This is a genomic window from Niallia circulans NBRC 13626 (genome assembly GCF_001591585.1).
Lineage (GTDB): Bacteria > Bacillota > Bacilli > Bacillales > Cytobacillaceae > Niallia > Niallia circulans.
In genome coordinates this window covers 124,159-139,898 of sequence record NZ_BCVE01000002.1, presented here as the reverse complement: position 1 = coordinate 139,898, position 15,740 = coordinate 124,159, and the positions used below count along the sequence as shown (strand labels likewise).

Genomic DNA, 15,740 nt, shown 5'->3' with positions numbered 1-15,740 from the left:
ATGTGAATAAAGTAAATTTATTAATTCGTTGTTCACTGCTCATCATTGTTCTGCTAGGCTTTGGAAATCAAGCCTATGCAGAACAAATTGATAAAAGTGTATATGATAATATCTTACAGAACCAATCAGAAAAGAATAAAGCAGAAGATGATACGAAGAAAGATATGAAAACAGAGCAGAATTCTAAAAATGACAATCAAACTAAGGAACAATCTGATTTACTTTTGGAAGAAACAAATTCAGATGAATCACGTTCCCTCGGGGTTACTATTTGGGATTTCGTTAAGATGATTTTTGCAACCATATTTGTTGTTTTCTTAATATATTTTATCTTGCGCTTTATAAACAAAAGAAATCATGGTTATAAAAACTCGCAAATTATTGAAAATATTGGTGGTACAGCGTTAGGTGCAAATCGCTCCATTCAATTAATAAAAGTAGGGAAGCGGTTATTAATAGTAGGTGTGGGAGATAGTATTCAATTAATCAAAGAGATTGAGGATGAACAAGAATATAAAGAAATATTAGAAGAATATAATCGAAAATTAGATCAACTAGTACAACCAAGCGATATTGTGACAAAGGTGAAGAATGTAATATCTTCTAGTCATTCTGCTCCGAAGACAAAAGAATCTTTTTCTATCCGTTTATCAAAAGAATTAGAAAGAATATCAAGTGAACGTAAGGAAAAGATGGACGTACTAGAGAAGAAAAAGAAAGGATCGTCAGAAAAAAATGAATGAGTTTATACAGTTTTTTAATAACAATGACCCAGGTAATGTTTCTACTTCTGTTCAATTGTTATTATTATTAACCGTCCTTTCTTTAGCACCTAGTATCATCATATTACTAACTAGCTTTACAAGAATAGTGATTGTTCTTTCCTTTGTCAGAACAGCGCTTGCAACCCAACAAATGCCCCCTAACCAAGTCATTGTAGGGCTAGCATTATTTTTAACATTTTTTATTATGGCTCCTACTTTTCAGGAAGTAAACGATAAAGCTTTAACACCATTATTTAATGAAGGAATCACATTAGAAGAAGCCTATGATAATGCCTCTCTGCCACTGAAAGAATTTATGAGCAAACATACGAGGCAGAAGGATTTAGCATTATTTTTGAATTATTCAAAAGCAGAAACTCCAGAATCAATTGAGGATATCCCATTAACGACGTTAGTACCTGCTTTTGCAATTAGTGAATTAAAAACAGCTTTTCAAATCGGATTTATGATCTTTATTCCGTTTTTAGTTATTGATATGGTTGTTGCAAGTATTTTAATGTCGATGGGGATGATGATGCTGCCGCCAGTAATGATTTCTTTACCATTTAAGATTTTATTATTCATTATGGTAGATGGTTGGTATTTAGTTGTAAAATCACTGTTAGAAAGTTTTTAAGAAGGTGAAAGAATGTCACAGGAAATGGTTATTTCCATAGCTGAGAAAGGCGTACTTACAGTATTAATTATCAGCGGTCCACTGTTAATTATTGCGTTGGCAGTTGGACTAATCATCAGTATTTTTCAAGCAACAACACAAATCCAAGAGCAGACTTTGGCGTTTGTCCCAAAAATTGTAGCGGTTCTTGTAGGTCTTATTTTTTTTGGATCATGGATGCTGAGTCATATGCTTTCTTATACGAAAGATATATTTTCAAATCTAACAAGGTTTATTGGATAGAAGGATGATGAATGAACTTTTATCAAATTTTCCAGCATTTTTGTTAATCCTTGTTCGAGTTACTTCGTTCTTTTTAATGCTGCCTTTCTTTTCTTATCGGACGATACCTACGACTTTTAAAGTGGGTTTAGGCTTTTTTTTATCGCTAGTTATGTTTTGGGGAATGGATGTACCTGCATTAACCATTGATACAGGTTACTATTTTCTTATTCTCAAAGAAGCTTTAGTTGGGCTTTCGATTGGATTTGTCGCATATATGTTATTTTCTGCTATTCAAATTGCAGGGGGATTTATTGATTTTCAAATGGGATTTGCCATTGCGAATGTGATCGATCCTCAAACAGGAACTCAAAGTCCGCTGACGGGTCAATATTTGACAATTATCGCTATGTTTTTTTTATTAGCATCTAATGGTCATCATTTACTATTAGACGGTATTTATTATAGCTATCAGTTTATACCGCTCGAACAGCCTTGGATTAAGTTTGGAAATGGTGAGTTAGCAGAGTTTCTTATTAAAACATTCAGTTTAATGTTTATGATTGCTTTTCAGATGTCTATTCCTATTGTGGGAAGCATCTTTTTAGTAGATGTCGGATTAGGGATTGTAGCAAGAACTGTCCCTCAATTAAATATTTTTGTTGTTGGTGTTCCTATCAAAATTATTGCAGGACTAATTATTCTCTTTATAGTTATGGGTGTACTAATGACCACTGTATCCCATTTGTTCTCTTCCATTGTTACAACGATGAGAGGGATGATGAACATTATAGGGGGGATTGGTTAAATGAAGCTCCTATCATTAGATATTCAGTTTTTTGCAGGAGAAAAAACGGAAAAGGCTACTCCAAAGAAAAGACAAGACACGAGAAAAAAAGGACAAGTGGCAAAAAGTCAGGATGTTAATACAGCGCTTGTTCTTTTAGTTGTTTTTGGTGTATTAAGTTTCACAGGGGAATACCTTTTAGATGGGTTACTGTCTCTTTTCACCTATACCTTTAGTGATTTTATAAACATTAATCTGTCAATCAATACGATACAAGGTTTGTTTTTAGATATTGTAAAGGAAGTAGCACTTTTATTAAGTCCTATTTTAATTGCTGCTCTTGCCGGGGGACTAATTGCCAATTATATGCAGGTCGGTGTTTTGTTCTCTCCGGAAGCAATTAAGTTTAAATTAGAAAAAATAAATCCAATTTCGGGATTTAAGAGATTGTTTTCACTTCGTTCGATTGTAGAATTGCTGAAGTCATTGTTGAAAATTACAGTGATTGGTATTGTTGTATTTTCCGTTCTATGGGGAAAAATGGATGAAATCCTAATCCTCTCTCATAAATCTATTGGTTCTATTGCTGTTACAATTGCTAAGTTAACCGTGCAGATGGGGCTTTATGCTTCTATTGTGCTGTTAGTGATAGCACTCATGGATTATATGTATCAGCGATATGACTATGAAAAGAATATTCGGATGTCAAAACAAGATATTAAAGACGAATATAAAAACATGGAAGGTGACCCCTTAATAAAGTCCAAAATTAAGCAGAAGCAGAGAGAAATGGCAATGCACAGAATGATGCAGGATGTGCCTACCGCTGATGTTGTCATTACGAATCCAACTCATTATGCGATTTGTCTGAAATATGATGAAGATAAGTATGACGCACCTTATGTTGTCGCAAAAGGGGTCGATTTTGTTGCCCAAAAAATAAAATTAGTAGCAAAAGAAAATAATGTTGTCATGGTAGAGAATCGACCATTGGCAAGGGCAATGTACAGCCAAGTAGAAATAGGCGATTTAGTTCCGGAAGAATTTTATAAGGCTGTTGCAGAAATTCTAGCTTTCGTCTACCAAACTAGAGATAAATAATAGCATTACTCGTAAAGGAATTATTGTAAATATTATAGACATAAATGTGTTTTTTAAGGAGCGGAAGAAATGGCAAGGAGAGACTTAATCGTAGTGATTGGGGTAATCCTCATTATTGCAATGTTGATTATCCCATTTCCAACATGGTTATTAAGTGTGTTAATTTTACTTAATATTACGTTGGCATTACTTATCTTATTATTAACTATGAATATGAGTGAGGCTTTGGAGTTCTCTATTTTCCCTTCACTTTTGTTGTTAACGACCCTATTTCGCCTTGGTCTCAATGTATCCACCACTAGAGCTATATTATCAAAAGGGGATGCAGGAGGGGTAGTACATACCTTTGGAACATTCGTAATTGGCGGCAATATTGTTGTTGGGTTAGTTGTCTTTTTAATTCTTGTCATCATTCAATTTATTGTTATCACCAAAGGGTCTGAGCGTGTATCAGAGGTTGCTGCACGTTTTACATTAGATGCAATGCCAGGTAAGCAGATGAGTATTGATGCTGATTTAAATGCTGGGATTATTTCCGAGCAAGAGGCAAGACAACGTCGTGAAAAAGTTGGTAGAGAAGCAGACTTTTATGGTTCGATGGATGGGGCAAGTAAATTTGTCAAAGGAGATGCCATAGCTGGAATCATTATTGTTTTTATTAACTTGATTTTTGGTATCGTCATCGGGATGACTCAGCTTGGTATGGCAGCTGGGGATGCTGCTCAGCATTTTTCCTTACTATCCGTTGGAGACGGGATTGTCAGTCAAATACCTGCATTACTAATTTCAACAGCAACAGGGATTGTTGTAACAAGAGCTGCTTCAGAAGGAAATCTTGGTTCTGATATCACTTCTCAGTTATTGGCATATCCAAAAATGCTTTATGTAGCAGGAGGAACAATCTTTTTATTAGGACTGTTTACACCAATTGATGACTTTTTGACGATTCCTATTGCAGGACTTTTAATATTTGGAGCTTATTACTTATCGAAAAAGCCAAAGCAAAATTTAGAACAAATGCAGGAGCTTGAGGAAGAGATCCAAACAGATGAGCTAAAAAGTCCTGAAAGTGTAGTTAGTTTACTAAGTGTGGATCCAATTGAATTTGAGTTTGGTTATGGTCTTATTCCTTTAGCCGATGCCAATCAAGGAGGGGACCTATTAGATAGGGTGGTCATGATCAGAAGGCAGCTAGCGATAGAGTTAGGTCTTGTCATTCCTGTTGTTCGGATTCGCGATAATATTCAATTACAGCCAAATGAATACCGATTAAAGATAAAGGGAAATGAGAGAGCAAGCGGGGAACTGCTTCTAGATCATTACTTAGCGATGAGTCCTGGGATGGACGATGATTCCATTGAGGGAATTGATACGATTGAACCATCTTTTGGCCTGCCGGCTAAATGGATAACAGAAAGTACGAAGGAACAAGCCGAAATCTTTGGTTATACCGTGGTTGATCCTCCATCCGTTGTTTCTACACATATTACAGAGGTAATTAAGGCAAATGCCCATGAGTTATTAGGAAGACAAGAAACGAAACAATTAGTGGATCATGTAAAAGAAAGCTATCCGATTTTAATCGAAGAAGTAACACCAAGTCCGTTGTCGATTGGCGAAATTCAAAAAGTTTTAGCAAAACTTTTAAGGGAAAATGTTTCTATTCGCAATTTACCAGTCATTTTCGAAACATTAGCTGATTTTGGAAAAATGACAGCTGATACCGATTTATTAGTTGAATATGTTAGACAATCTTTAGCACGTCAAATAACTACCCAATACACGAATCAAAATGACTCTTTAAAAGTAGTAACTTTGTCAGGAAAAGTGGAAAAACTAATCGCAGATAATATTCAACAAACAGAGCATGGAAACTTCTTAGCGTTAGATCCAAATATTTCCCAATCAATTTTAGAGAGTATTGCTGGGCAAATTGAACAATTATCTGTAATGGAACAGATGCCAATTCTTTTATGTTCGCCAGCTGTTCGTATGTATGTAAGACAATTGACAGAACGTTATTTTCCACAAGTTCCAGTATTATCGTACAATGAATTAGAAGCAAATGTAGAAGTTCAAAGTGTGGGAGTTGTGAATATCGAATGAAAATCCAAAAATACGTAGCACGGGATATGCCAGAAGCAATGAAAAAGATTCGAGCGGAATTAGGGAATGATGCCGTCATTCTTCATTCAAAAGTAATTTATACAGGCGGCTTCTTAGGCTTATTTAAAAAAAGAAATATTGAAGTACTCGCAGCCGTTGATCCGAGTATTTCAGAGACAACAATTTCTAAGCATACAAAAAAGCGAGAAATGCGCAGTCCTGTATTAATTAAAGAACCGGCTTTTAGGGCTGATGCAGATAATTCAGCTAATAATATAAGTTTAAAAGAGGGAGAGAAAATATCTGATTATCCAGAGATAGTAAAGCATTTAAATGAAATTAATCAAAATGTAAAAGCGAATAGAAGTATGACATTTTCTATTCCTGCTCCTATAACTAAAATAGTAAATCAATTAGATAAACAAGGGATAGACGAAGAAATTAAGACAGGATTAGTGAAAGATTTAGTAGCTAAATGGTATGCAGCAGGCGAAGACGTTTTAGAGTCTCAGGTTTCTGAGTGGGCACGGCAATTTCTATTAGCGGAGATTTCCCCTTTTTCGTTTGGGGAAGTCTCTTTAGCCAAAAAATATATTAATGTCATTGGCCCAACAGGTGTGGGTAAAACAACAACTTTAGCCAAAATTGCTGCCAATATCATTTTAAGACAGCAAAAATCAGTAGGATTTATTACAACAGATACATATAGGATTGGGGCAATCGAACAACTTAAAACATATGCGAATATTTTAGATGTTCCCTTAGAGGTTTGTTATTCACTGGAAGATTTTGAGCATGCTACGAAAAAACTGGAAGAATGCGATGTTATTTTAATTGATACAGCAGGAAGAAATTTCAGAAATAAAAAATATGTAGAAGATTTAATGCAAGTGGTCGATTATAAAAGAGAAATGGAAACGTTACTTGTTTTATCTATGACAGCAAAGCAAGATGACTTAGAAGAGATTTATCAACAATTTTCCGCAATCAAGATTGATGCTTTCGTGTTCACAAAATTAGATGAAACATCTTCGTACGGGGCAATGATTAATTTAATTGTTGCTTGTAAAAAAGGTGCTGCTTATATTACAACAGGTCAGAATGTCCCAGATGATATAGTTCCAGCAACCCCAGAGGAGTTAGTAAATAAACTATTTGAGGTAGTTGAAGAATGAACGATCAAGCTTCTATCTTACGAAAAAAAATTGAACAATTAAATGCAAACAAAAGGCACTCCAATCACAAAACATTGGCGATTATCAGTGGAAAAGGCGGTGTGGGAAAGTCGAATTTTTCGCTTAACTTTGCACTCACTCTTCAAAAAAGAGGATATCGTACTTTACTGATTGATATGGATATTGGTATGGGGAATATTGATATTCTAATGGGGACACAGTCTCGCTATACGATCGTTGATTTTTTTAGAAATGATATTAATTTTGAGTATATTATTTCGAAAGGATTTGATGGATTAGACTATATTGCAGGTGGTTCTGGACTAAGTGATTTTGTTGATATGGAAGAAGAGAAACTAGAGAGCTTTTTCCAGCATTTTCAAGGGATATTAAATCACTATGACTATATTTTATTTGATATGGGAGCTGGAATTAGTACGGATTCTTTAAAGTTTATTCTATCTGTTGATGATTGTATCGTCATCACAACACCTGAACCTACTTCTATAACAGATGCGTATGCTGCAATGAAATTTATTCATACAAGAAATGCAGTACTTCCGTTATATCTTGTCGTTAATCGAACAATGGAGAAAAAAGATGGGGCAGAAACGTTACAAAAACTTCAGCAAGTTGTAAAAAAATTTTTGCAGCGGGATCTTATTAATCTTGGCTATATACCAGATGACACAAATGTAGCACAAGCTGTACGAAAACAAATTCCTTTTGTTTTTTTTAATGAAAAATCAGAAGCGGCTAAAGCTTTGCGCGAAATTGCCGATAGATATGGTAAACAACAGTTTACAGAACCCTATCCAGTTAATAGACACAATTTCGTGTCTAAATTAAAAAGGTTTTTGTTTGAAAGGTAGTTGAGTTTAAAGTGGAGAAAATAAAGGTTCTTGTTATTGATGATTCTGCATTTATGCGTAAGCTAATTACAGATTTTCTCTCTGAAGACTCGAGAATAACCGTTATTGGTACAGCCAGAAATGGTGAAGACGGAATAAAGAAAATTAAGCAATTAACTCCTGATGTGGTAACGCTTGATGTCGAAATGCCAGTCTTAGACGGTTTAAGTGCTTTAAAGAGAATTATGTTAGAGCATCCTGTACCAGTTCTCATGCTGTCAAGCATAACAAAGGTTGGAGCAGAAAGCACAATTCAGGCAATGCAAGCAGGGGCAATTGACTTTATTACAAAGCCTTCTGGGTCTATTTCACTAGATTTATATAAGGTTAAGCAGGAATTGGTAGAAAAAGTTATTCTAGCTAGTAAAGTAAAACCGAAAACATTATTAAATCTTTCAAATGAAGGAAAAAAGACTATTACTTCACAATCTTCTTATAGTAAAATAGAACCAAGAGAAGAAAATGAAAGAATAGTACAAAAGGCTGGATCAATCAGTAATTGGATGAACACCATGAAAAAGATTGTCATAATTGGAACTTCAACTGGTGGTCCAAGGGCATTACAGAAAGTCCTAACTAATTTACCAAGTGATATAGAAGCGCCTATTTTAATCGTTCAACATATGCCAGCAGGATTTACCCGATCCCTTGCAAATCGTCTTAACACGTTATCCGCCATTACCGTAAAGGAAGCGGAGCATGGGGAGATTATCCGCAATGGAGTTGCCTATATTGCTCCAGGAGGTCAGCATTTAAAGGTGAAAACAGTTGGTGTCCATACAGCAATTGATCTGGATCAAACTGCCCCTATAAATGGTCATAGGCCATCTGTTGATATTATGTTTGAATCTGTCAGCGATTTGAAAGCCTATGCAAAAATAGCAGTTATTATGACTGGGATGGGATCAGATGGCACAGATGGTTTATTAAAATTAGCAAAAAAAGGTAACGTAAAAGCTATTGCTGAGTCACAGGAGACATGTATTGTTTACGGAATGCCTAAAACAGCTATTGCCACGAATTATATTGATGAAATTCAAAAGGTAGATCATATTGCTGAAACTATTATGAAATATGTATAACGTCAAGGGATGTGAAGCAAGTGGAAATGAGTCAGTATTTAGAAGTATTTATTGAAGAGAGTAAAGAACATTTACAAGCATGTAACGAACATTTATTAGAGTTAGAAAAGGATCCTGAAAATTTACAAATAGTAAATGAGATTTTCCGTGCAGCTCATACTTTAAAAGGTATGTCTGCAACAATGGGCTATGAAGATTTAGCTAGTCTAACCCATCAAATGGAAAATGTACTTGATGCTATAAGAAATAAGAAAATTACTTTTTCTCCAGAAATATTGGATGTCATTTTCTTAGCTGTTGATGATCTTGATGCCATGGTAGAGTCAATCGCTAGCGGCGGCGATGGGAAAAGAAATGTAGAAGCAGTAGTTGAGAAGCTTGTACAAATCGAAAAAGGACTTCCTTTAAATCAAAAAACTGCAGAAGCTGAGGTTGCAGCAACAGCCATACAAGATGCTCCTGCAAAGCAAAATCAATATGATGAATTTGAAACAACTGTATTACAGCAATCATCTGATCAAGGTTTTTTTACTTATGAAATCAATATTACATTAAAAAGTGACTGTTTATTAAAAGCAGCGAGAGTTTATATGATATTTGAAGCTTTAGAATCTTTAGGAGAGGTTGTTAAGTCTCTTCCACCGGTGGAAGAGCTTGAAGAAGAAAAGTTCGACTATGACTTTATGGTAACTCTTATATCTAAAGAGGAAGCAGATAAAATTGAAGCGTCTGTTATGAAAGTTTCAGAGGTTGAAAAGGTAGCTGTACGAGAGTTCTTTGCAAATAGTCAATCTCCTAAGCAGCAAACGATAGCAGAAACTCCTGTTGCAGAAGAAGTACAAGCAAAAACGGATAATACATCTGTTACAGAAAATAGTACTCCGGCTGAAACTAAACAGCCTGAGAAGCAAACAGGGACTAAAGTATCTAATAAAACAATTCGTGTTAATATTGAGCGTTTAGATATTCTTATGAATCTATTTGAGGAACTTGTTATCGACAGAGGAAGATTGGAACAAATTTCTTCCACCCTTAAAGATCAAGAGCTTTATGAAACGGTAGAAAGAATGTCAAGAGTTACTGGTGATCTTCAAAATATTATCCTAAATATGCGCATGGTTCCTGTTGAGACAGTATTTAATCGTTTCCCAAGAATGGTCAGACAGCTCGCGCGTGATTTAAATAAGAAAATTGATTTGCAAATTGTTGGTGCAGAAACAGAGCTTGATCGCACAGTTATAGATGAGATTGGTGATCCATTAGTTCATTTAATTCGCAATGCACTTGACCATGGAGTCGAAACACCAGAAGTAAGACGAGCGAATAATAAAAGCGAAGAAGGAACAGTTGTTCTTCGTGCATATCATAGCGGAAACCATGTTTTTATTGAGTTGGAAGATGATGGAGCAGGAATTAATAAAGAAAAAGTCCTTTCTAAAGCAATTAATAAAGGAATTATTTCAAAAGAAGTTGCTAAAACATTAACGAATAATCAAATTGCTGAACTTATTTTTGCTTCTGGTTTTTCTACTGCTGATCAAATTTCTGATATTTCAGGACGTGGAGTAGGGCTGGATGTAGTGAAAAATACAATTGAATCACTAGGTGGTTCGATTACAATCGAATCAGAGGAAGGAAAAGGATCGTTATTTTCTATCCAATTACCATTAACTTTATCGATTATTTCTGTGATGCTAGTTGAAATTCAAGCAGAAAAGTATGCTATTCCATTGTCATCTATTATTGAGACAGCTATTGTCAATAAGAATGATTTAATGCATGCTCATAATCAAACCGTTATCGATTTCCGTGGCAAAGTGGTGCCATTATTATTCCTAAAGGATATTTTTGATGTGCCATCAGCAGGAATCGAGAGTGACTATTATTCTGTCGTTATCGTAAGAAAAGGGGATAAATTAGCTGGTCTTGTTGTGGATGGATTTATCGGTCAGCAAGAAGTGGTTTTAAAATCACTAGGTACTTACCTTTCTAGTGCGTATGCTATATCTGGAGCAACTATCTTAGGAGACGGACAAGTGGCTTTAATTATGGATTGTAATGCTTTAATTAAGTAATCACCTGTACAAGGATTAATAGATGTTAGCGCAAGTGGCTTTACTTAGGAACGAATTCGTTAAGTATAATAACTACTTGTCGTAATTTTGTTTAGAACAAACCGAGGAATAATGATCTTGCGCTTTATGAATTGCAGATAGGTTATGTGAGAGGGATGAAAAGGGAATGAGCGATGCAGTTTCAACAGAACAAAAATTAATAATATTTGAATTGAAGGGAAAAGAGTATGCTATTTCCGTCAATGAAGTAATGTCGATAGAGAAAAACATGCATATTACAAGAATTCCAAATATCGCTCCTTTTGTTAAAGGTGTGATTAACCTTAGAGGAGTAGTAACTCCCATAATTGATTTACGACTTCGTTTTAATTTGGAAGAAATTCCATACACGGATAGTACAAGAATTATCATTATTATGCTTGAAGATATGGAAGTAGGTATAATTGTTGATTCTGCTAATGATGTCGTAGATGTCGATACTGCTCTTTATGAGCCTGCTCCAGAGACAATCAATGGCGATGAAGTCGATTATATAAAAGGTGTAGTAAAGCTTGATAAACGTTTATTAATTCTTGTTGATTTAGAAAAAGTGTTTGATCGAAATATTTTAAGAAATTATTCTAATGGTAAAAGTGATGAGTAAGTATGGGCTATATTAATGATATAAATTCCTTAAAGCTTGATGTACTAAGAGAAATTGGTAATATCGGAGCGGGACATGCTGCCACCTCTTTATCAAAGCTTCTTAATAAAAAGATTGATATGAAGGTTCCAGATGTTCAAATTGTGACATTTGATGAGATGATGGAAATGGCAGGGGGTGCTGACAATATTGTTGCAGGGGTGTTTTTACGAATTGAAGGAGATGTTCCAGGAAGTATGTTTTTTATACTTCCTTTAGAGCAAGCAGCTAAATTGGTTCAAGATATGATTGGTGACCCTTCTATTACCTTAGCTGAACCGCCATATGATGAGTTATCTATGTCTGCATTACAAGAACTAGGCAATATATTATCCGGTTCTTATTTGTCCTCTTTATCTGATTTTACGAAGTTATCTTTATATCCTTCCGTACCAGCACTTGCAATTGATATGGTTGGTGCAATTGTTACATATGGATTAGTTGAACATTCTCAAGTAAGTGATTATGCAATTGTCATCAATACGGAGTTAAATGGAGAAGAAATCACATTAGCTGACACTGTAAATGGCCATTTCTTTTTGCTGCCTGATCCTGATTCTTTTGCCCCTTTATTTCAGTCTTTGGGAGTGAAGGATGGTGACTGACCAAATTACAGTAATAAAAGTAGGAATTGCTGATATGAATGTGGTAGAGTCTCCTAATACAATTCGTACTTCTGGACTTGGTTCATGTGTGGGTATTGTATTATATAGCTCCCTAAAACCAATTGCTGGCTTAGCACATATTATGCTACCAGAAGCATCCATATCTAAATCCGGAACGCTCAATAAAGCTAAATTCGCAGATACAGCCATTGTAGAACTAGTAGAGCGTTTAGAAGGATTAGGATTAAAAAGAAGTACGTTGTTAGCGAAAATTGCCGGAGGGGCACAAATGTTTCAGTTTACTGGAACAAGCGATGTTATGAGAATAGGACCTCGAAATGTTGAAGCGGTTAAGAATACACTACAATCGTTAAGAATTAAATTGGTTAGTGAAGATGTTGGTGGAAATAGTGGTAGAACAATTGAGTTTTGTCCTGCTACCCATGAATTAACAATTCGAACGGTGAATAAAGGGATTCATATTATATAGTGTATAGTAATACTTTTAAAAGCAGAGAAATAAGACTACCTCTAATTTAAAGAATCCATGGTTTGGACTTTGGAATGTATTCTTTTATTAGGAGATAGTCTTTTTATTTTCATTTTCTCGGAAATTTCAGCAAAAAAAGAACTGAAAATTATAGTTGTTAGTTCTTATTACCTAATTTTAAATGGGATATTTAGAAAGGATAGCTAATAATTCACGTCTTCTGCTAAAATCAATAGTGAAATATATACATAAACAAATGATAGGTATATCTTCCTTTCCTATTCATTCTATTTTTAAATGGAATGGATAAGATTATAAATGATAAAAATAAAATATGCAGACAAGCTCCTTATTATAGTAATTATAAATAATATACTTATGTATCATTGCACGAATACAAAAATATTGATTTTTTTGCTGAATTTAAGGGATATAGATAGGGAAGAAATGTACTTATATCCTTTTCAAGTTGTTACTTATATAGATAGAACTAGTTATATGCGTGTATGGTGTTCATTGTTTATAGAGGAGGGAAATTATTTAATGGCAAAGGAATCAACTACAGAAGAGAAGCAAGTATGGGAAATGTGGACTAGTACGAGAGATCAAGAAGCAGGTAATCAATTAATTAAAAAATATATGCCCTTAGTAAGTTTTCATGTTCAAAGAATTTCGATAGGGTTACCAAAAAGTGTTTCCCGAGATGAGCTAACAAGTCTTGGAATGATGGGACTATATGATGCCTTACAACGTTTTGATCCAAATAGGGATTTAAAGTTTGATACATATGCTTCCTTTCGGATTAGAGGCAGTATTATTGATGGACTTCGTAAAGAAGACTGGTTATCTAGAGGCACGAGGGAAAAGTCAAAAAAAATTGAGGCGGCCATTGAAAAACTCGAACAAAAATTAATGAGAAATATTACTGTTCAAGAAATTGCTGATGAGCTAGAGACTAGTGTTGACGAAGTATATGCAACAATGAATGAACATTTTTTTGCAAATATACTATCTATTGATGAGCAGATGAATGAAGGGGAAGAGAAAGAAGCACAAAGTTTCTCGATTCGTGATGATAAAACGGTTATTCCAGAGGAAAAAGTCGTAAGGGATGAATTGGTTCAAGAGATGGCCGCAAAAATTAAGGAGCTTAATGATAAGGAACAGCTGGTGATTAGTTTGTTTTATAAGGAAGAATTAACATTAACGGAAATTGGACAAGTTATGAATTTATCTACTTCTCGCATATCGCAAATTCACTCCAAAGCTATTTTTAAATTAAGACATTCATTAGAAAAAGTAATATAACGAAAAGGATGAGTGCACATGAGTTTAAAAGCATTAGAAATGCAAGTTGCATTACCACGAACTTATGATGCAGGGAAGCTTCAAGAACAACAGGACCAAAAACATCAGCAAATGTACACCTTCGCTGCTCAAGAAACCGGTAAGGAAGAAGAACGAAAGCGAACAACGGTTATTAAGGGGGAAGGGAACGGTAAAGTTACTACCAAGAAAAAAAGGGATAAGCAGTTTTTTGAACAAGAGATGAGGAAAGAAGAAAAGGAATTAGAAGATTTAGAGAGAATACAAACGATACACCCTTATAAAGGCCTAAGTATCGACTATAGTGGATAGAGGGATGAAATGGTTAATTTTTTACTTTTTTTAAGTATTACTTTAAATTTAATCGCAATACTTTGCATTGTGATTTTGTATGTTAGACAAAATCGCGTTGTAAATTTAGAAAAGGAACAGAGAGAGAATTTAGAAGAAATGGAAGAAGTGATTGCCACTTTTATTACAGAAATAAAAGAAGAAAATGAACAGTTTTTAAATAGACTTACTAGCTTTGAAGCTGATGAGAATCCACTAGATAAAAAAGAAGACAGTAAGGATAAAGCTGAAAGGATGGAATATAAGCCAAGAGAGATAAAAGGCAATAAAGCGATGCTGGATGCTTATAAAAATGTGACTGCTTCTGTACAAGAAAATAGCCTAAAAGAGGATCGGTTGGAGAAGGAAGATGTCAATGAACTATTAAATTTAATCTTGCCACCAGAAAAAAAACAGAAAGAAAAGTCAATAGTAGAAGTAGCAAAAGAGATGCAGGCGGAAGGGAAGAGCATCGAAGAAATAGCAAAAGCATTAAATAAAGGAAAGACAGAGATGGAACTATTACTTAAATTTAGACAAAATTCGTAAATGTACTTGATTGTACACAATACATATGCTATATTAACAAATGGTGTTAATACACACGCTTTTGGATTTAATCATTGGTGCTGTAATTTTTACAGTTTTGATTAAAAATGATAAAAGCGGAGGAAATCAAAACCATTAGGAGGAAAAAACATGTCAGTTATTTCAATGAAACAATTACTTGAAGCTGGTGTACATTTCGGTCACCAAACTCGCCGTTGGAACCCAAAAATGAAAAAATATATTTTCACAGAGCGTAACGGCATCTACATCATCGACCTTCAAAAAACAGTTAAAAAGGTTGAAGAAGCTTATAACTATGTGAAAGAATTAGCTGGAAACGGCGGTACAGTTCTTTTCGTTGGTACTAAAAAGCAAGCACAAGATTCAGTTAAAGAGGAAGCTATCCGTTCTGGTCAATACTATGTTAACCAACGCTGGTTAGGTGGAACTTTAACTAACTTTGAAACAATTCAAAAACGTATTGCTCGTTTGAAAGATATTGAAAGAATGGCTGAAGACGGTACATTCGACGTACTTCCTAAAAAAGAAGTAGTTCAATTAAACAAAGAGCTTGAGCGTTTAGAAAAATTCCTAGGCGGAATTAAAGATATGAAAAAAATTCCTGACTGCCTATTCATCGTAGATCCACGTAAAGAACGTATTGCAGTAGCAGAAGCTCATAAATTAAATATTCCAATCGTTGGTATTGTTGATACTAACTGTGATCCAGACGAAATTGACGTTGTTATTCCTGCGAATGATGATGCAATCCGTGCTGTTAAATTATTAACTGCAAAAATGGCAGATGCTATTCTTGAAGCTAAACAAGGCGAAGAAGTAACAACTGCTTAATTAGAAC

Annotated in this window: 17 protein-coding genes; all 17 read left to right on the top strand. The window is 34.7% G+C overall.

Annotated features, from left to right (window positions below):
• Nucleotides 1-2 precede the first annotated feature (2 nt).
• The 17 genes from BCI01S_RS03115 (at nucleotide 3) to rpsB (ending at nucleotide 15,733) form a co-directional block, all read left to right on the top strand.
• Complete coding sequence (locus BCI01S_RS03115) at nucleotides 3-743, top strand: flagellar biosynthetic protein FliO (RefSeq protein WP_053215546.1); 741 nt, start codon at nucleotides 3-5, stop codon at nucleotides 741-743.
• Nucleotides 736-1,401: a flagellar type III secretion system pore protein FliP gene (fliP, locus tag BCI01S_RS03110; protein WP_061796685.1), complete on the top strand. Its 666-nt coding sequence runs from the start codon at nucleotides 736-738 to the stop codon at nucleotides 1,399-1,401. The genes BCI01S_RS03115 and fliP overlap by 8 nt, the downstream gene beginning before the upstream one ends.
• A 12-nt stretch (nucleotides 1,402-1,413) precedes the next feature.
• The gene (fliQ, locus tag BCI01S_RS03105; RefSeq protein ID WP_047940014.1) at nucleotides 1,414-1,683 is read left to right on the top strand and encodes a flagellar biosynthesis protein FliQ; all 270 of its coding nucleotides are present in this window, start codon (nucleotides 1,414-1,416) and stop codon (nucleotides 1,681-1,683) included.
• 7 nt (nucleotides 1,684-1,690) lie between these two features.
• Nucleotides 1,691-2,470: a flagellar biosynthetic protein FliR gene (fliR, locus tag BCI01S_RS03100; protein ID WP_047940015.1), complete on the top strand. Its 780-nt coding sequence runs from the start codon at nucleotides 1,691-1,693 to the stop codon at nucleotides 2,468-2,470.
• Nucleotides 2,471-3,550, top strand: a complete 1,080-nt coding sequence (gene flhB / locus BCI01S_RS03095) for a flagellar biosynthesis protein FlhB (RefSeq protein ID WP_047940016.1) — start codon at nucleotides 2,471-2,473, stop codon at nucleotides 3,548-3,550.
• 69 nt (nucleotides 3,551-3,619) lie between these two features.
• A complete protein-coding gene (gene flhA, locus BCI01S_RS03090) occupies nucleotides 3,620-5,656 on the top strand; it encodes a flagellar biosynthesis protein FlhA (protein ID WP_061796680.1) in 2,037 nt (678 codons plus the stop codon).
• Complete coding sequence (gene flhF / locus BCI01S_RS03085; protein WP_061796678.1) at nucleotides 5,653-6,831, top strand: flagellar biosynthesis GTPase FlhF; 1,179 nt, start codon at nucleotides 5,653-5,655, stop codon at nucleotides 6,829-6,831. Before flhA ends, flhF begins: the two co-directional genes overlap by 4 nt.
• Entirely contained in the window at nucleotides 6,828-7,703 is an 876-nt protein-coding gene (locus tag BCI01S_RS03080; protein WP_047940019.1) for a MinD/ParA family protein, read from the top strand. Before flhF ends, BCI01S_RS03080 begins: the two co-directional genes overlap by 4 nt.
• Before the next feature lie 11 nt (nucleotides 7,704-7,714).
• On the top strand, nucleotides 7,715-8,824 hold the full coding sequence (locus tag BCI01S_RS03075) for a protein-glutamate methylesterase/protein-glutamine glutaminase (protein ID WP_061796674.1): 1,110 nt from the start codon (nucleotides 7,715-7,717) through the stop codon (nucleotides 8,822-8,824).
• A gap of 20 nt (nucleotides 8,825-8,844) precedes the next feature.
• Nucleotides 8,845-10,899, top strand: coding sequence for a chemotaxis protein CheA (locus tag BCI01S_RS03070; RefSeq protein ID WP_061796672.1), 2,055 nt, complete (start codon nucleotides 8,845-8,847; stop codon nucleotides 10,897-10,899).
• A 166-nt stretch (nucleotides 10,900-11,065) separates the two neighbouring features.
• On the top strand, nucleotides 11,066-11,542 hold the full coding sequence (locus BCI01S_RS03065) for a chemotaxis protein CheW (RefSeq protein WP_047940022.1): 477 nt from the start codon (nucleotides 11,066-11,068) through the stop codon (nucleotides 11,540-11,542).
• Nucleotides 11,543-11,544: 2 nt separating this feature from the next.
• Nucleotides 11,545-12,186, top strand: a complete 642-nt coding sequence (locus BCI01S_RS03060) for a chemotaxis protein CheC (protein WP_061796670.1) — start codon at nucleotides 11,545-11,547, stop codon at nucleotides 12,184-12,186.
• Nucleotides 12,179-12,676 (top strand): chemotaxis protein CheD, encoded by a 498-nt coding sequence (locus tag BCI01S_RS03055; RefSeq protein ID WP_047940274.1) that lies wholly within the window; start codon nucleotides 12,179-12,181, stop codon nucleotides 12,674-12,676. Before BCI01S_RS03060 ends, BCI01S_RS03055 begins: the two co-directional genes overlap by 8 nt.
• A 543-nt stretch (nucleotides 12,677-13,219) precedes the next feature.
• Nucleotides 13,220-13,984: a FliA/WhiG family RNA polymerase sigma factor gene (locus tag BCI01S_RS03050; RefSeq protein ID WP_047940024.1), complete on the top strand. Its 765-nt coding sequence runs from the start codon at nucleotides 13,220-13,222 to the stop codon at nucleotides 13,982-13,984.
• An 18-nt stretch (nucleotides 13,985-14,002) separates the two neighbouring features.
• On the top strand, nucleotides 14,003-14,314 hold the full coding sequence (locus tag BCI01S_RS03045; RefSeq protein ID WP_061796667.1) for a hypothetical protein: 312 nt from the start codon (nucleotides 14,003-14,005) through the stop codon (nucleotides 14,312-14,314).
• Nucleotides 14,315-14,323: 9 nt separating this feature from the next.
• Nucleotides 14,324-14,881, top strand: coding sequence for a hypothetical protein (locus BCI01S_RS03040; protein WP_061796665.1), 558 nt, complete (start codon nucleotides 14,324-14,326; stop codon nucleotides 14,879-14,881).
• Between the two features lie 150 nt (nucleotides 14,882-15,031).
• On the top strand, nucleotides 15,032-15,733 hold the full coding sequence (gene rpsB, locus BCI01S_RS03035; protein WP_016201151.1) for a 30S ribosomal protein S2: 702 nt from the start codon (nucleotides 15,032-15,034) through the stop codon (nucleotides 15,731-15,733).
• Nucleotides 15,734-15,740: the final 7 nt, after the last annotated feature.